General features: G+C 71.4%; 11 protein-coding genes. 3 read left to right on the top strand and 8 right to left on the bottom strand.

Translation table 11 applies throughout. The features are described 5' to 3' along the window. Window positions 1–62: 62 nt before the first annotated feature. Together J7I94_RS29850 and J7I94_RS29845 are read left to right on the top strand one after the other, a co-directional pair. A complete protein-coding gene (locus J7I94_RS29850) occupies window positions 63–6,935 on the top strand; it encodes a glycoside hydrolase domain-containing protein (RefSeq protein ID WP_374198441.1) in 6,873 nt (2,290 codons plus the stop codon). Window positions 6,936–7,053: 118 nt separating this feature from the next. Next, a complete protein-coding gene (locus tag J7I94_RS29845; protein ID WP_215172029.1) occupies window positions 7,054–7,887 on the top strand; it encodes a siderophore-interacting protein in 834 nt (277 codons plus the stop codon). 53 nt (window positions 7,888–7,940) lie between these two features. On the opposite strand, the gene J7I94_RS29840 is transcribed toward J7I94_RS29845, so the two are convergent. The 8 genes from J7I94_RS29840 to J7I94_RS29805 all read right to left on the bottom strand — a co-directional run bounded on the left by J7I94_RS29840 (window position 7,941) and on the right by J7I94_RS29805 (window position 15,693). Further along, the gene (locus tag J7I94_RS29840) at window positions 7,941–8,732 is read right to left on the bottom strand and encodes an enoyl-CoA hydratase/isomerase family protein (RefSeq protein ID WP_215172027.1); all 792 of its coding nucleotides are present in this window, start codon (window positions 8,730–8,732) and stop codon (window positions 7,941–7,943) included. Continuing rightward, window positions 8,729–9,979: a cytochrome P450 gene (locus tag J7I94_RS29835; RefSeq protein ID WP_215172025.1), complete on the bottom strand. Its 1,251-nt coding sequence runs from the start codon at window positions 9,977–9,979 to the stop codon at window positions 8,729–8,731. Before J7I94_RS29835 ends, J7I94_RS29840 begins: the two co-directional genes overlap by 4 nt. Before the next feature lie 127 nt (window positions 9,980–10,106). Beyond that, complete coding sequence (locus J7I94_RS29830) at window positions 10,107–11,480, bottom strand: cytochrome P450 (protein ID WP_215172024.1); 1,374 nt, start codon at window positions 11,478–11,480, stop codon at window positions 10,107–10,109. A 10-nt stretch (window positions 11,481–11,490) separates the two neighbouring features. After that, window positions 11,491–12,084 (bottom strand): ATP/GTP-binding protein, encoded by a 594-nt coding sequence (locus tag J7I94_RS29825; protein WP_308114754.1) that lies wholly within the window; start codon window positions 12,082–12,084, stop codon window positions 11,491–11,493. A 3-nt stretch (window positions 12,085–12,087) separates the two neighbouring features. After that, complete coding sequence (locus J7I94_RS29820; RefSeq protein ID WP_215172022.1) at window positions 12,088–12,471, bottom strand: DUF742 domain-containing protein; 384 nt, start codon at window positions 12,469–12,471, stop codon at window positions 12,088–12,090. After that, window positions 12,464–13,288: a roadblock/LC7 domain-containing protein gene (locus tag J7I94_RS29815; protein WP_215172098.1), complete on the bottom strand. Its 825-nt coding sequence runs from the start codon at window positions 13,286–13,288 to the stop codon at window positions 12,464–12,466. Before J7I94_RS29815 ends, J7I94_RS29820 begins: the two co-directional genes overlap by 8 nt. Before the next feature lie 17 nt (window positions 13,289–13,305). Beyond that, on the bottom strand, window positions 13,306–14,451 hold the full coding sequence (locus tag J7I94_RS29810; protein ID WP_374198440.1) for an ATP-binding protein: 1,146 nt from the start codon (window positions 14,449–14,451) through the stop codon (window positions 13,306–13,308). Window positions 14,452–14,949: 498 nt separating this feature from the next. Further along, window positions 14,950–15,693 (bottom strand): SDR family oxidoreductase, encoded by a 744-nt coding sequence (locus J7I94_RS29805; RefSeq protein WP_215172020.1) that lies wholly within the window; start codon window positions 15,691–15,693, stop codon window positions 14,950–14,952. A gap of 160 nt (window positions 15,694–15,853) precedes the next feature. On the opposite strand from J7I94_RS29805, the gene J7I94_RS29800 reads away from it, so the two are divergent. Next, entirely contained in the window at window positions 15,854–16,810 is a 957-nt protein-coding gene (locus J7I94_RS29800; RefSeq protein ID WP_215172018.1) for a LysR family transcriptional regulator, read from the top strand. Window positions 16,811–16,937 lie beyond the last annotated feature (127 nt).

Genomic DNA, 16,937 nt, shown 5'->3' with positions numbered 1-16,937 from the left:
GTGACAACGTTGTCCCGACGGGGCCCGAGCGTGCGCGTACATCGCGATGCTGGAGAGGTTCCGTGTCCATAAGACCCACAAGACCCACAAGACCTGTAAGGCCCACAAGATCCATAAGGCCCACAAGATCCACGCAAAGGACGAAGTTCACCGCCACCCTGCTCGCCGGCGCCCTCGCCCTGGCCGCCCTGACCGGCACCACCGCCACGGCCGTAGCCGCCCCGCAGGCGGCGCCCGGCGGCAAGGACTACACCGCCCTCGTCGACCCCTTCGTCTCCACCGCCGGTGACGACGGCAACGACCTCCCGGGTGCCCAGGCCCCGCACGGGCTCGCCAAGGTCAACCCGATGACCACGCCGAACCGCAACCACTCGGGGTACGACTACAACGAGGACCACATCGCCGGGTTCACCGCGACGAACCTCGACGGCGTCGGCGGCTCCGGCGGCGGTGGTGACCTGCTGGTCGTGCCGACCTCCGAGGAGTACGGCAGCCGCCCGGCCACCAGCAGCTACGCGCACGCCTACAGCCACGACGACGAGACCGCGACGCCCGGCTACTACCAGGTCGGCCTCGACGCCTCCGCCGGGACCATCGACGCCGAGATGACGGCGACGACGCGCACCGCGCTGGAGCGGTACCGCTTCCCCGCCGGGGCGAAGCCCCAACTGGTGCTGGACCTCGCCAACAACTTCACCAGCCGCACCCGCGCCACCCTGGACGCGACGGAGCAGGCGGACGGCACCACCGCCATCAGCGGCCTCATCGCCGGGTCGTTCAACGGCGCCTCGTACCGCATGTACTACCACGCCACCACCAACGTGCCGGTGACGTCCCTGAAGACCTGGGGCGGCGACGGCAAGCTCACCGACGCCACCGCGCAGGACGGCACCGACACCGGCGCCGTCCTCGGCTTCGACGCGGCCGACGGTGACGCCATCGAACTGCGCATCACCCTCTCGCCGGTCAGTGCCGAGCAGGCCGCCACCGACCAGGCCGACGAGGTCGGCGACCTCACCTTCGACCAGGCGCGGGAGCGGACGAAAGCGGAGTGGAACAGAACCCTCGGCACCGTCGCCGTACAGGCGTCGAGGACGGCCGACCCGGACTCCACGCTGACCAAGCAGTTCTACACGCACCTGTACCGCATGTACGCACTGCCGGTGAACGCCACCAGCACCAGCGGTACGTACCGGGGTGTCGACGGCGCGGTGCACAAGGCGAACGGGTTCACGTACTACGACTCCTGGTCGTCCTGGGACGACTTCCGCAAGTTCTCCGTCGAGGCGTACATCGACCCGGCCGCCTACCGGGACATGGTGCAGTCGGCCGTCATCCTCTTCGCCGACGCGCACACCGCCGGCAAGAGCCTCGGCAGCCTCACCCACTCGGTGCCGACCGTGCGCTGGGAGCGGCTGGCCGTCGTGATCGCCGACGCGCTGTCGAAGGGGTACGACGACTTCGACCGGCTCGACGAGGCGTATCCCGCGCTGAAGTCGTATGTCGGGTACTACACGGGCACGCAGCTGCGGCAGGGGTACATCGCGGAGGACCCCGGTACGACCGTGCAGCGCGGTTACGACCAGTGGGCGCTGGCCGTCATCGCCGACGCGCTCGGCAAGGACGAGGACGCGAAGAAGCTGCGTACCCAGTCGACGATGGCCATCGACAACCTCGTCAAGTCCGGCGCCTGGACCGCCGCCGACGGCACCGAGGTCGGGCTGCTGACCCCGCGCGAGGCCGACGGCGACTGGCAGAGCGTCGACCACGAGAAGTTCGAGGCGGCCAAGCTCTACCAGGGCACCCTGTGGCAGTACCACTGGTACGACGCCTACGACATGGACGGCCTGATCGAGGCGATGGGCGGCGAGAAGGCCGGCCGGGCCGCGATGCTGCACATGTTCGGTGAGGACTCCGACGCCGACGACGGCTCGACCATGCTGCACTCCAACGCCAACGAGATCGACCTGCAAGCCCCCTACCTCTTCAACTACGTCGGTGAGCCGAGCCTGACGCAGAAGTGGGTGCGGTCCATCTACACCAAGGAGACCTGGAACCGGTACATCGCCACCGGGTCGACGAACGAAGCGCCCAGCTCCGGCGGCGAGTTCACCCCGCCGGTCAAGACCAAGGTCTACGAACTCGCCCCGGACGGCTTCCTGCCGACCATGGACAACGACGCCGGGACCATGTCGACCATGTTCGTCGCCGCCGCGCTGGGACTGTTCCCGGTGACCGCCGGGTCGAGCCAGTTCCAGATCGGCAGCCCGTTCTTCGACTCCACGACGATCACCTACGGCAACGGCAGCACGTTCACCGTGAAGGCCGGCGGGGTGTCGGACAGCAACTACTACGTGCAGCGTGCCACGCTCAACGGCAAGCGGTTCGACAACACCTGGCTGGACTACTCGCAGATCATCGCCGGTGGGACCCTCGACTTCACCATGGGGGCCAAGCCGTCCTCCTGGGGTGCCAAGACCGACCCCGCCTACTCCCTGAGCACGAGCACCGACGACGGTGACGGCGGCACGAACGCCGGCAAGTCCGTCCTCTCCGCCCGCCCCGCCACCGTCGCCACCGCCGCCGACGGCACCGTCGACGACAGCGTGCGGCTCACCCTCTCCGGCAAGGCGGCCTTCGCCGCGCGCAAGGGCACCAGCCTCACCAGGACCGGCGCGGCGAGCGTCACCGGCCTGCCGGAGGGCGTGACGGCCGACCTCCGGGTCACCGGCTCGCGCACGGCGACGCTGAAGTTCAGCGGCTCCACCGACACCGACGTCCGGGTCGGTCTCACCTTCCGCGACGCGGCCTTCGCCCGCAAGGTGCCGGCCTCCTCCGTGACCGGCACCGGTGTCTCGGTGACCGATCCGCTGGTCGTCTCCGCCGCCGCCGTGCGGCGCGAGGCCCTCGGCACCCTGACGGACCAGGCGGCCCTGGTACGGAGCGGCAGCTACTCCGACGGCTCCTGGACCGTCTTCCGGACGGCCCTCGAACGCGCCCGGACCGTCCTCGCCGACACCGACTCCGTGACCGGCACGCTCATGGCCGCTCATGACACGCTCCAGTCGGCCATCGACGCGCTCACCCTCGACGAGGGCGGCTACGCCGTGCTCCAGGCCGAGGACCCGGACCAGAAGGAGGGGCCGAGTCTCGTCAGTGAGGCGTACTACTCGGACGGCGACCTCGGTGGTGTCACCGAGGGGTCGTGGGTGCGGTACATCGGCCTCGACTTCGGCGGGGTCGCCCCGCGCAGCCTCTCCGTCCGGTACGCCAACTCGCAGGCCACCAGCGCCAAACCGAGCAGCGTCGACATCCACGCCGGCGACGCCGACGGCCCCGTCGTCGCCACCGTCTCCCTCCCCGGCACCGGCGGCTGGCAGTACTACACCACCGTGCGGGCCGCCGTCACCGACCCGGACGCCCTGCTGGACGCGTCCGGTGTGACGTTCGTGTTCCACGCGCCCGCCGGGCAGCAGTGGGTGTCCAACTTCGACTGGTTCCAGTTCTCCCCGTACGACACCCCGTCCTCCGGCGGGACCACCACCCTCGCCACGCTGACCGCCCCGAACGCCACCGCCACCGGCGACGGTTCGCTGCCGCTGAAGCTCACCGGCGGCGTCTTCGAGAACGTCACCAACGGTGCCTGGGCGGAGTGGAAGGACACCGACCTCGGTGACGGCGCCGACACGGTGACCGTCAGCTACGACAAGCCGCAGTCCCGCGCGGCCTCCGACTCGCACATCGAACTGCACCTCGGTGCGAAGGACGGCGAGCGGAGCGTCGACATCCCGCTCGACCACACCGGCTCCGGCTGGGGCACCGTCGCCACCACCTCCGTACAGCTCGACCCGGACGTCTTCACCGGCGTCCAGGACGTGTACGCCACGTTCGTGTCGAGCACCCAGACCGACGCCCAGCCGTACGTCGCCAATGTCTACTCCCTCTCCCTCACCCGCAGCGCCGACGCGCCGGCCGTCCTCGACGCCACGGCGTGGCGGGCGAACAGCGGCGGCGGGCTGAAGAGCGAGACGGCCACCTGGAGCGACGCCGGTTCCGCCACCAGCCTCGGCGGCACCTACGACGGCGCCTGGCTGGACTACGGCGACATCGACTTCGGCAGCTCGTCCAAGAACACCGTCACCCTCACCTACGTCAACAACTCCGCCCGCTGCGGCACCGGTTCCGCCGTCCAGCTCTACCTGGACTCCTTCGACGCGGACAACCCCGGAACCCCGTACGCGACCGTCCCGCTCCCGGTCACCGGCAGCTCGTGGTCGTCGGGCGGCACGACCAGCCTCGCCCTGCCGAAGGCGGTCACCGGCCCGCACACCGTGTACCTGCGGCTTACCACGACCGCCGACTCCTCGCACCCGTACGTCGCCAACCTCGGCCGGCTCACCTTCAGCCACGTCGAGGCGCCCGCCGAGACGGACACCACCGCGCTCAGCAAGGCGATCGAGCAGTACGAGGGACTGGCCGGTGACGCCGACCGGTACGGCACCGTCGACTTCGGGGTGTACGAGCGCGAACTCGCCGCCGCCCGTGACCTGCTGGCCGCCGCCGACCAGGCGACCCAGCTGGAGGCCGACACCCGGACGCGGAGCCTGACCCTGGCCGCCAAGCAGCTCACCCCGCTGCCGCGACTGAAGCTGGAGGACCTGGTCACCACGGCGTCGGCGCTCACCGACGCCCGCTACACGGACACCACCTGGGAGGCATTCACCACCGCCCTCACCGCCGCCAGGTCCGCCCTCGCGGACGACGCGGCCACCGACGAGACCCTGACCACCCGCTACCAGGCCCTCGACCAGGCCGTCTCCGCGTTGAAGACGAAGCGCAAGACGGCACCGACCGCACCGGACGCGGTGTCCGCGACGGCGTCCGGCACCAGTGTGACGGTCACCTGGGCCGCGCCCGAGGACGACGGCGGCTCGGCCGTCACCGGCTACGAGATGACCCTCAGCGGCGGCCACCAGGTGCGGATCAAGGACCCGGAGACCCGGGCCACGACCTTCACCCAGCTGAAGTCCGGCACGTCGTACACGGCCCGCGTCCGCGCGCTGAACGCCGTCGGCGCCTCGGAGCGCAGCGCGGCGACCCAGCCCGTGGTCACCGGCGACAGCAAGCCCCAGGCGCCGACCGTCACGGCGGTGGTCACCGACGGCAAGCAGGTCCGGGTGAACTGGCGGCCGGCCGGTGACGGCGGACACCCGCTCATCGGCTACACCGTGACCCTGGACGACGGCACCACCGCCCGCGTCCCCGGCACGGCGGACACGGCCCTGCTCACCACCGGGGGCAAGGCGAAGACCCACACCGCCACGGTCACCGCGGTCACCCTGGCCGGTACGTCGGACGAACCCGGGGCGACGGCCACCGCGGCCTCGGGGGACCCCGCGGCCTACGAACCGTCCCCCTTCCCCGACGAGACCCTCGACGCGGCCTACCCCTCCGACTCCTGGCCGGCCACCGACGACGGGAGCGACTGGTTCAACAACCTCCTCAGCGGCATCGACGACCTCGGCACCGGCATCCTCGGCGCCGAGACCGCGACCGACGCGCTCACCGCGGAGAACGACGCGATCGCCGTACGCATCAACAACGCGGCGACCCAGGCCCAGGTCGACCGGGCCGAGGTGGACGCCGCGTCCAGCGGCACCGTCACGATGGCCGACGGCCTCGGCTCCCGGCTCGGCGAGATCTACCTGGACGCCCTGAAGAGCGGTGACCTGCCGAAGACGAACGCCCTGTTCGGCCGGGTCGCCAAGAGCCTCGACACCCACGACGCGGCGAAGGAGCACTACGACTACCCCCGCCCGTACGTGCGGCTCGGGTTCGTCGGGGACGGCGGGTACGTCTACGAGTCGCAGGACAGCGGCTACAGCGGACTGGCCGGCCAGGGCTCGTACCCCAGCGGCCACACCTACGGCGGCTACGAGGCCGGCACGATCCTCGCCACGCTGCTGCCCGAGCTGGCGCCGTCGATCCTCGCCCGTGCCTCGGAGTACGGGGACAACCGCATCGTCCTCGGCTTCCACTACCCGCTCGACGTCATGGGCGGCCGGATGACCGCGCAGGCCACCGTGGCCCACCGGTGGGCGGACCCCGAGTTCGAGAAGCTGCTGGCGCAGGCGCACACCGAGATGGAGAACGTGCTGCTGGCCCGGTGCGAGGCGAAGGGGTACGGCGACACGCTCACGGCCTGTGCGGGCGACCCGTACGCCGGGCTGAGCACGGCGCGGCACATCGACCTGTACACGCAGCGCCTGACGTACGGGTTCTCGCAGGTCGGCAAGGCCGGTCAGGCCCTTCAGGCGCCGTCCGACGCGGCGGCGCTGCTCACCACGGCCTTCCCGGACCTCACCGCCGAGCAGCGCACGCAGATCCTGGAGCAGACGGCGACGGACTCCGGCTACCCGCTCGACCTCACCGCCGAGGGCGGGGAGAGCTGGCAGCGGATCAACCTGGCGGCGGCGATGGCGGCGAACGTGGTCGTGAACGCCGACGGTTCGGTCACGGTGACGAACTTCTCGGACGCCACGCAGGCGAGTGTCGCCGACGCGTCGGCGATCACCGTCGGGGGCGTGGCGATCGACGGGTTCGACCCGGACGTCTCCACGTACGTCGTGGACCGGCCCAAGAACGGGAAGCTCCCGGCCGTCGGCGCCGTGACGGCGGCGTCCGGGGCGCGGGTGAAGGTCACCGCCGGCAGCTCCACCGTCTCCTCGTCCGCCCCCGGGTTCACCACCCGGACCCTCACGGTGACGTCGGCCAACGGAGCGGTGGTGCGCACCTACACGGTCGGTTTCCAGCGGACGGACCGCGACCACCGGTCGGCCGCGGCGGGCGGCGCCCACGGTGACACCGGCGGACGCGCCGGCACCGGCACCGGACTCTGGTCACCGGCCAGGGAGTGGGAGGGCGGCCTGAGCTGAGAGCCGGTCGGCGGCGACCCGCGGGCCCGGTCCGGCCTCTTCCGGCCGGGCCGGGCCCGCGCGTGTGGGGACGGGATCGGCATGGCGATGATCGCCAACTTAGCTTAGCCTAACCTTCATGAGCTCCAGCGAGCGTCCCAGCCGACGTGACCCGAGACTGTTCCGCGCCACGGTCGCATCGAGCACGCGCCTCACCCCGAACATGCAGCGGGTGACGGTCCGCGGCGACGACCTCCGCGCGTTCCCGTGGCGCGGCTACGACCACTGGTTCCGGCTGTTCTTCCGCTACCCGCACCAGGACCGCTTCCACGCGCCCGAGGTCCAGGCCGAGACCTGGTGGAAGCCGTACCTCGCGATGCCCGACGAGGTACGGCCCTACTGCGCCAACTACACCGTGGCCGACTTCCGCGCCGAGCCCGGCGAACTCGACATCGACGTCGTCGTGCACCGCGGCGCCGACGGACAGATCGAGGGCGGCGTCGCCGTCTGGGCGTGCGCGGTCGAGGCGGGCGAGGAGATGGCCCTGCTCGACCAGGGCCTCCTGTACGACGCGCCCGCCGACGCGAGGAGCGTGCTGCTGGTCGCCGACGAGAGCGGACTGCCGGCCGTCGCGGGCATCCTGCGGTCGCTGGCCGGCGACCCGGCGCCCCGCGCGGTCCGGGTGCTCCAGGAGGTGCCGACCGACGCCGACCGCCGTGACCTGACCGCCCCGCCCGGCACACGCGTCGACTGGATACCGCGCGCCGACCCGCACGCGGTCCCCGGCACGGCGGCGCTGGCCGCACTCCGTGCCCACGTCGACGTGGACCCGCACGGCTACGCCTTCGTCGTCGGCGAGCAACTGCTGGCGGCGGAGGGGCGCCGGCATCTGCACCGCGCCGGCCTGCCGAAGGACCGCATCACGTTCTCCGGCTTCTGGAAGAGCGACCGGCACGCCGGGAGCCGCTCCTAGGGGCGGTGCCGTCAGCGGGCCCCTCCTGGGCAGGAAGGGCCCGCGAACCCGTGTCAGCCGGCCGGCCGGCGCGCCGCCGCCTGGCCGAGGTGGGAGCTGAGCAGGTGGGAGTCGAGCAGCGCGATGTCCGCCGTACGATGCGCCCGCGCGTAACCGGTGAGCATGCGTTTGGTCAGGACCAGCGCTTCGGGGGAGCGCCGGGCGAAGGACCTCGTCCATCCGGCGATGGCGTGGTCGAGCTGGTCCAGGGGGGCCACCTTGTGCAGGAGGCCGATCCGCTGGGCCGTCGGGGCGTCGAAGACGTCGCAGGTGAGCATGAGTTCACGGATGCGTGAGCCGCCGACCTCCTGGATCAGCCGGCCCATCGCCCCGCCCCAGGCCGGCGGCAGCCCGAGCCCCACCTCCGGCATGCGGAACCGGCAGCTGTCCGCGCCGGCGCGCAGGTCGCAGTAGGCGGCGAGGGCCAGCCCGGCGCCGATCACCTTGCCGTGCAGCCGGGCGATGGTGACGGCGTGGCACTCCTCCAGGGCGCGGCACAGGCGCTGCGCCTTGTCGAGCAGGCGCCGCAGCCCGGCGTCGGTGGGGTCGTCGGCGAGGGCCGCCTGGTACTCGGTGCGGTCGGCGCCCGAGCAGAAGTCGTCGCCGGCGGAGGACAGGACGAGGGCGCGGATGTCGGGGCGGTCGTGGAGGCCGTCGAGCAGGGCGAGGAGATCGTCGACGACGGCGGTGCTGAGGGTGGGGTCCGTGCCGTGGGGATCGAGCAGGACGTGCAGGACGGGGCCGTCCTGCGTGACGTCGACGGCCTTGAAGCCGGTGACGGGGGAGAGAGCGGGTATGTGGTTCATGCGAGGGCGACATCCAGGCTCAGTAGGCGCCGGAAGACCACGCGCGGCGCCATCGGCGGGCGGCGCACGAGGGTGAGGCGGGGCAGACGGCGGACGAGGTGGCGGAGCAGGGTCTGGGCTTCCAGCCGGGCCAGCGGGGCGCCGAGGCAGTAGTGGATGCCGCCGCTGAAGCCGAGGTGCTGGGTGACGTTGCGGGAGGGGTCGAACCGTTCGGGGCCGGGGAACCGGGCCGGGTCGTGGTGGGCGGCGCCGACCATGAGGTGGACCATGTCGTCGGCGCGGACCTCGAAGCCGCCGAGTAAACCGTCCTTGGCGGCGACCCGGCTGATGACGTGGGTGGGCGGGTCGTAGCGCAGGGTCTCCTCCACGAAGGCGGGGACCAGGTCGGGGGAGCCGGCCAGCAGGTCCCACCGCTCGGGCCGCTCCACCAGGCGCAGCACCATGGCCGAGAGCAGCGTGGACGTGGTCTCCAGGGCCGCGAGCAGGACGAACAGGGCCAGGAAGTAGACGCCTTCGTCGGCCTTGTCCCGGTCCGCCTCCATCGCGTCCCAGGTCCGTATCCACCGGGAGACGGGGTCGTCGCCCAGATGGGTGCGCCGGTGCCGGATCAGGTCCAGGAAGTAGGCGCGCAGTTCCATCAGGGCGGTGTCGGAGCGGGCGAGCTGGCTGGCGGAGGGCAGCAGTTCCTGGGTGAAGACCTGCTCGTGGGTCAGGTCGCGCAGCCGGTCCCAGTCCGCGGCCGGCAGCGCCAGCCAGCTGCCTATGGTGGCGATCGGCAACTGCTCGCTCACCAGGGCCGAGAAGTCGGCCTCTCCCTCGCGCAGTCGCTCCGCGAGGGAGTCGAGCAGTCCATCGACGATGCCCTCCACGGTCCGGCCCAGTTCCTGGATGGTGGTCCGGTCGAAGGACCCGGCCGCGCGGCGCACCCGGGTGTGCTCCGGCGGGTTGAGCGCGGGCATGGTGTTGCTGATCTCCCGCGAGGAGGGCGCGCTCCAGCGGGTGCGTGGCCCCTGCCGGGCCCGCCACTCCTTGTCCGGCTCCAGCCAGTCGCCGTCGCGCAGCAGCGCGGCGCACAGGTCGTAGCCGGTGACGACGAATCCGCCCCAGGGCGCCGGGCTGACCTCGCCCAGGGACCGGAGCTTCTCGTAGAGGGGGAAGGGATCGGCCTGGCCCTGCGGGGTACGCAGGCGGGAGAAGAGAGCGACGGCGGTGCGACGATCGGTGGATGGGGTGGTGGCACTCCCCATGGCGGCAGCTCCTTTCTCAGCAGCAGCCGCCATGCATACCCTCAAGATGATCACTACATCCAATAACCCTCTGTTCTCACAGGGTTACTTACGTCACTCACATGTTCGCATCGCTCGTCCGCTCGCGTCACTCGCCCTTGATCCAGGAGACGAAGTTGCTGAAGAGGCCTCCCTTGCGCTGCGGGGCGGCGGGAGCGGCGGACCGGGTGGCGGCGGCGACGGCGCGCTGCGGCTGCGCGGAGGAGCGCTCCGTACGGTCGCCCGCCGGGCCCGCCGGGGCGGCGGCGTCGGAGGGCGCCGAGCGCGGCGTGAACTTCACCGGCAGGGTCACCAGGCAGCGGCTCCACGGCGCCGGGATCCACGGCAGGTCGTCGAAGGGCACCCGCATCTCGACGTCGGGCAGCCGGTTGAGCAGGGCCTCCACGGCGGTGACCGTCATCTGGAAGGCCGGGTCCTTGGCGGGGCAGGCGTGCGGCCCGGCACCGAAGGCCAGGTGCGCCTTGCTGAGCTGCTCGCGGTGGCGTTTCAGCTTCGGGTCCGTGTTGGCCGCCGCGAAGGAGATCAGGATCGGGTCGCCGGCCCGCAGGGTCCGGCCGGCCAGCTCCACGTCGTGGGTCGGGTAGTGCCCCGCGTAGTTGGCGATCGGCGCGTAGTCCCACAGCGTCTGCACGACCGCGTCCTCGACGGGCAGCCCGGACCGCCACTCCTCGCTGAGGTACAGCGCGGCGCTGGTGCCGATGGCCGCCGACAGGGGCGCGGTGCCGCCGGACAGCAGCGTGACGAGCTGGTGCAGCACCTCCTCGTCGGTCAGCTGGGCGGAGTGCCGCATCAGCTGGGTCGTCAGGTCCTCACCGGGCTGCCGGTGCTTGAGCGCGATCAGCTCGGTGAGCGCACCGGCCAGCACCTCGTCGGCGCCGGCCGTGCCGTCGAAGATGCCGCTGATGCCGACGATGACCCGGTCGCCGATCTCGGGCGGGCAGCCGAACAGGTCGCTGAAGACCAGCAGCGGCAGCGGCTGGGCGTAGTCGGCCATCAGGTCGGCCTGGCCGCGCGCCGTGGAACCGAAGCGGCTGATCAGGTAGTCGGCGGACTGCTGGGTCTGCCGTACGAACCGCATCTCGTCGATGGTGGCCAGACTGTCGGTGACCGCCCGCCGCAGCCGGGCGTGCGCCGCGCCGTCGCTGAACAGCGCGTTGGGCCGGTAGCCCATCATCGGCAGCGCCGGGCTGTCCTCGGGGACGCGGCCCTCGTTCAGCGCGTTCCAGCGGCGGGCGTCGCGGACGAACCACGCCGGGTTCTGGAGGAAGTACAGGGCCTCGTCGTAGCCGGTGACCAGCTCGACCTCGACGCCCGGCGCGATGTCGACGGGCGCGCTGGGACCGAGCGAGCGCAGGTGGTCGTAGTGCCGTTCGGGATCGGAGCCGAAGTCGTTGCCGAACAGCTGGGTGTTGCCGTGTGCGGGGCAGCCGGGGGGTATCTCGGGGGTGTTGGACTGCTGCATGCCGTGGCTCCTAGCCGAAGTGGGTCATGAGGTGTTCCACGAGGGCGATCAGCGCCTTCGCCGACGACTGGCTGTCGCGGACGTCGCACTCCACGACAGGGGTCTCCTCGGGGAGGTTGAGCGCCTCGCGGACCTCATCGAGCGGGTAGGCGGCGGTGTCGTCGAAGCGGTTGACACCGATGGCGTACGTCAGGCCGAACCGCTCGACCAGATCGAGGACCGCGAAGCTCTGGTCGAGCCGGGAGGGGTCGACGATGACCAGCGCGCCCAGCGCGCCCCGGGACAACGCCTCCCACATCTCCTTGAAACGCTCCTGGCCGGGCGTTCCGAAGAGATACAGGACGAGGGTGTTGCTGAGCGTACGCCTGCCGAAGTCCATCGCCACCGTGGTGGTGGTCTTGTCGGGCACGCCCGACAGATCGTCGAAGCCCTCACTGGCCTCGGTGATCGTCTCCTCGGTCTTCAGCGGCTCGATCTCGGAGATGCTGCCGATGTAGGTGGTCTTGCCCACGCCGAAGTGGCCCACCACGAGGACCTTCACCGAGTGGGAGACGTCCGGGTTGAGGTACTCGGGTGAGTGTGCGGCATCTGATGTGAGTGTCACGGGTCACGCTCCGAATTGGTTTCTCAGGCCGTCGAGCACAGCGCTGAGCAGTTCGCGGTCGACCCGTTCGGCGCGTGGGATGGGCTTTCGCACGAGGAGGAGACCGTCGTTGTCCAGTTGAGCCACCAGGATGCGCACGATCCCCAGCGGCAGCTGCGTGTGGGCGGACACCTCGGCCAGCGACAGGAAACCGTCGGCGACCAGGTCCGTGACCCTGCGCGCCTCCGGGGACAGCGCTCGGGTCGCGGTGGCCGGGGCGTTCTGCGCGGTCACCAGCGTGGTGTGCTCGTACTCGTGGTCCGGGGGCAGCGCACGCCCCTCGGTGATCACGAACAGTGGTACTAACGACCCGGTGAGTTCCGGTCCTTCGTCGGGTCCGTCATGCATCGCCGGACCTCCTCGCACCACTCGCGCCGCCCACGCCCAGCCTGGGCACGGCGTCGGCCAGCCGCGCGGTGAACCGGTCGATGTCGCAGTCGGGCGCCGCGGAGGCGGCCAGGAAGGCACCGTCCCCGGCCGCGATCAGGAAGATCCACCCGTGCTGGAACTCGATGACGGTCTGCCGCCACTGGAAGTCCGGGTCGCCCACGAACTGCGCCGTGGCCCGGCTGTAGGCCTGGATGCCGGTCATGGCCGCCGAGATGGTGTCGGCGAGGTCCTGGCCCATGCCGGAGGACGCCCCGCGGGGCAGCCCGTGCGAACCCAGCAGTACGGCGTGCCGGGCGCCCGGCACCTCGGCGATCACCTTGTCCAGCTCCGGCAGGACGAAGCCGGCCGGGGCGGCGCTCGCCGACAGCCGCGCGGCGCGCTGCTCCGCCTCGGCGGCGTTCTCCCCGTTCACCCTCGGCGGCGCCGTCAGGTTCTCGCCCAGCCGGGCGACCAGCCGGTGCATCCGGAAGGAGATCTGCTGGAGGTCGACGTCCGGGTCGGCGGCGGCGGCCAGGTACGCGCCCTGCCCCGCGCCGATCAGGAAGGCCCAGCCCTCGGTGAACTCGACGACGGTCTGGTTCCACCGCCGCTCGGCGGCGGCTCCGGCGAAGTGGGCGGTGGCCTTGCTCAGGGCCTGCATGCCGGACATGGCGGCGGAGATGGTCCGCACGTCCTTCTCGGCCAGGCCCTCTGTGGCACCGCGGGGAAGGCCGTCGGCGGACAGCACCACGGCGTGCCGCGCACCCGGCACGTTGTCCACGATGTCCCGGACCATCCACGACATGTCTTGGTTCACGCCTCTTCAGACCCTTCGGGCGTCGGTGCTGCGAGGTCCCGGCCGCGAAGCGTGCCGCGCTGGAGCCCGCCCAGACCGCGGCGGGGAGCCCTGATGGGAGTGATCGGGCCGTTGCCCTCGTTGCCCTGAACACTCTCGACCGGAGCCTGCCGGGCCCCCCGCTTCGGCAGGCCGTGCGCCGTACGAGCGGCGGGCTCGTCGGTGTCCTCGACGCGCCGGATTCTGCGTACGGGCGCCTCCTCGGTGGGCGGCGGTGTGATCTCCTCCATGGTCCACAGCTCCTCGGGCAGCAGGACGACGGCCCGGACACCGCCGTAGCGGGAGACGCCGGTGACATCCACCTTGAATCCGTAGTGGCGGGCGATCAGGCCGATCACCGGGAAACCGAACTTGGGCTGGGTCCCGAGCTGGGACAGCTGCGGGGGAGTGTCACCGGACAGCAGCGCGGTCGCCTTCTGGCGCTCCTCGTCGCTCATGCTGACACCGGCGTCGTCGATGATGATGCACAGGTTCTTCTGGACCTGCTGGAAGGTCACCTCGATCGGCGCGTCCGCCTGGGAGAAGCTGGCGGCGTTGTCGAGCAGTTCGGCGACCGCGAGGGCGACGGGCGCGACGGCGGAGGCCTTCAGCGCCATGCCGTTGTGCTGCATGACGGTGACCCGCGAGTAGTTGCGGATCTGGCCCTGGGCGCTGCGGACGACGTCGTAGACGCTGGCCGGCTGGGTACGGCGGCCCAGCGGAGCGCCGCACATGACCGCGATGCCCTGGGACTTGCGGGCCATCTGGGCGTTGGCGTGGTGGACCTCCAGCAGATCGGCGAGCACGGGGTGGCCGCCGTACTTCTGCTGGATGCCTTCGAGGATCATGGTGGCCTCGGCCGTGAGGCTCTGCAGCAGGCGCGCGGCGCCCTTCAGCACCACCTTGGTGTTCTCCTCCGCCGTCCGCTCGGCCTCGCGGATGGCGGCGTCCTGCTGGTTGAGGACCTGTCGCAGTTCGTTCTCGCTGCGGGCGAGGCTGCCCTGGACGTCACCCAGCTGTCGCTTGGATTCCGCCAGTTCGGCCTCCAGCCGCCGCTTTCTCGCTTGCAGGGCTCTGCTGCGGACGAACAGGACCGCGGCTGTGGCGGCGGCTACAGCCGCCACCGCAACCAGGCACCATATGAGCACGTCTCGATTCATAGAAACCTTCCCGGCGCGTGGCATGCAGGCATCTGCGGACAGGCCTCGGGGGATCCGCGTGACATCCGCTGGGAGCTGCATCACCGCTGTCGCGCGATGCGCAGGCCGACCTCGGATCAGCACCTAAGCCGAGTGGATCAAGGTCGTGAACGCCGGAAGGCTATCACCGCGCGCCACCTTGAAAAGCGGCGCCCTCTATGCCCAAAAAGGCGGCAACGCGTCGGTCACGCGGGATTGTTGCGACGCGATCCGGCCACGGAGTGGCCGATTATCACCGCTTTGGCAACACGCCTCGCGCGCGGGTCATGAATCTTCACAGAAAGGACATGAGGGCCCCGGCAACAGCCGTCCGTGGTACGCCTTTTGACGCCAAGTGAGCCGATTTGGACACGGCGCTGCCGACTGGAGCGCATATGCCGCAGGAAAATCGGCTCCGGAACAGCGGTCCGCCGGGGCAGGCGCTCAGATCTGCGAGCCACCGCCGTCCACGGCGAGTTCGGCTCCGGTGGTGAAGGTCGCCTCGAAGGCGAGGAACAGCACGGCCCTGGCGACCTCCTCGGGACGGCCCACCCGCCCCATCGGGTTCTCCGCGGCCATCCCCGCCTTCATCTGCTCCGCGGCCTCCCTCGGCATCGACTTCAGCAGGATCCCGGAGTCGATCGGGCCGGGGCTGACCGCGTTGACGCGGACCTTCCGGGGGAGCAGCTCCCGGGCCAGGCTGCGGGTCATCGACCGCACCGCCGCCTTGCCGGCCGCGTAGGCACTGAGCGCGGGAATGCCCAGGACGTTGACGACGGAGGTGGTGAACACCACGCCGCTGCCCTCGGCCAGCAGCGGGGCGAGCTTCTGCACCGTGAAGTACGGCCCCTTGGCGTTGATCGCCATCAGCTGGTCGAAGAGTTCCTCGCCGGTCTCCTCGAACGGGGCGAAGCCGTTGATCCCGGCGTTGGCGAACAGCGCGTCCACCGTGCCGAACTCGGCCTTCACCCGGTCGGCCAGCGCGTCGATCTCAGCCAGTTCCCCCGCGTCGCTGCGGACCGCGACCGCGTTGCCGCCGAGCCGCTCGGCGGCGGCGTCCAGGGCGTCCTGGCCGCGGCCGGTGATCAGCACCCGCGCCCCTTCATCCACCAGCAATCGCGCGGTGACCAGCCCGAAACCGGTGCTGCCACCGGTGATCACGACCTTCTTGCCCTCGTACTTGCCCATGACCAGGACACACTCCTCTTGCGAATACGGGTCGGGTTGGACGGTCGGCGGGCCCGCCGGACACCGTCGAGTCAACCTCCGCCCTCGCCCGGGCGTCCAAGTCCTCTTCCGCACCCCGTCATGCGCCGGCGGTATGACGTACGGACGTAAGGTGGGGGGCATGGCCGACAACGCCCCGCCCGTGGACCCGGACCTGGACCTGAGGCTGGTCCGGTACTTCACCGTCGTCGCCGAGCACCTGAACTACGCCCGCGCGGCCGAGGCCCTGCGCGTCGCCCAGCCCTCCCTCAGCCGCCAGATCCAGCGGCTGGAGAAGGCCCTCGGGGTACGCCTGCTGGAGCGCAGCACCCAGGGCAGCACGCTCACCGCGGCCGGCGCCGCCTTCCTCCCCCGGGCCCAGGAACTGCTGTACGCCGCCCGGCAGGCCACGCTGGCCGCCCACTCCGCCGCCCCGCAGCACACGATCACCGTCGGCTACGTCGAGGACCTCGTCATCACCCCGGCCGTCCGGGACCTGCGGCGCCGCCGGCCCGACGCCCACGTCCGCACCCTGCACCTGGACTGGGACGAGGCCCGCGCCCTGCCCGAGGGCCGGGTCGACGTGGTCGTCGTCCGCACGCCGCTGCCGATCCCGGCCGACGGCCTGGAGACGACCGTCCTCTACGCGGAACCCCGGGCCCTCCTCGTACCCGCGTCGCACCGCCTCGCCGGCAAGGAGTCCGTCACCCCGGACGACTTCGCCGGTGAACCGCTGGTCGCCTGCGCCGGCATGGCCTCGGCGTGGACCGGCTTCTGGCGCCTGGAACCCCGCCCGGACGGCGCCCCGGCCCCGCTCGGCCCCCTGCTCGTCGACACCTTCGAGGACAAGCTCGAAGCGGTGGCCGACGGCCGCGCCGTCGCCCTCATCCCGTCCGGCGACCGCCGCAGCGCCCTCCGCGACGACCTGGCCACCGTGCCGGTGGAGGGCGTCGAGCCCTGCGAGGTGGTGGTCGCGAGCCGCCGGGGCGAGACCAACCGACTGGTCGCGGACTTCCGGGAGTCGGCGAGGAGACTGCTCGTCGGGGACGCGGACGCGGGCGCGGACGCGGGCGAGGGCGAGGGCGCGGGCGCTTCCTGAGTACGTCGGTCAGGCGGCCCGCAGGCGGACCGCAGCCGAACCGAACCGCCTAGGGCCTGTCGTTTGGATCACGCCGCAGACGCGGGGTCTGGCACGCGCATCTGCGGCGTTGTCGTCACTCGCCGAC

The sequence above is a fragment of the Streptomyces sp. ISL-12 genome, assembly GCF_018614415.1.
Lineage (GTDB): Bacteria > Actinomycetota > Actinomycetes > Streptomycetales > Streptomycetaceae > Streptomyces.
Note: the sequence above shows the minus strand (reverse complement) of the source record. Positions and strands in the feature narration are given on the sequence as shown.

Bases quoted from the DNA above. Each gene is read 5' to 3' on its own strand.
- J7I94_RS29845 (WP_215172029.1), top strand. From the start codon at position 7,054: ATGAGCTCCAGCGAGCGTCCCAGCCGACGTGACCCGAGACTGTTCCGC.
- J7I94_RS29840 (WP_215172027.1), bottom strand. From the start codon at position 8,732: ATGAACCACATACCCGCTCTCTCCCCCGTCACCGGCTTCAAGGCCGTC.
- J7I94_RS29835 (WP_215172025.1), bottom strand. From the start codon at position 9,979: ATGGGGAGTGCCACCACCCCATCCACCGATCGTCGCACCGCCGTCGCT.
- J7I94_RS29830 (WP_215172024.1), bottom strand. From the start codon at position 11,480: ATGCAGCAGTCCAACACCCCCGAGATACCCCCCGGCTGCCCCGCACAC.
- J7I94_RS29820 (WP_215172022.1), bottom strand. From the start codon at position 12,471: ATGCATGACGGACCCGACGAAGGACCGGAACTCACCGGGTCGTTAGTA.
- J7I94_RS29815 (WP_215172098.1), bottom strand. From the start codon at position 13,288: ATGGTCCGGGACATCGTGGACAACGTGCCGGGTGCGCGGCACGCCGTG.
- J7I94_RS29805 (WP_215172020.1), bottom strand. From the start codon at position 15,693: ATGGGCAAGTACGAGGGCAAGAAGGTCGTGATCACCGGTGGCAGCACC.
- J7I94_RS29800 (WP_215172018.1), top strand. From the start codon at position 15,854: ATGGCCGACAACGCCCCGCCCGTGGACCCGGACCTGGACCTGAGGCTG.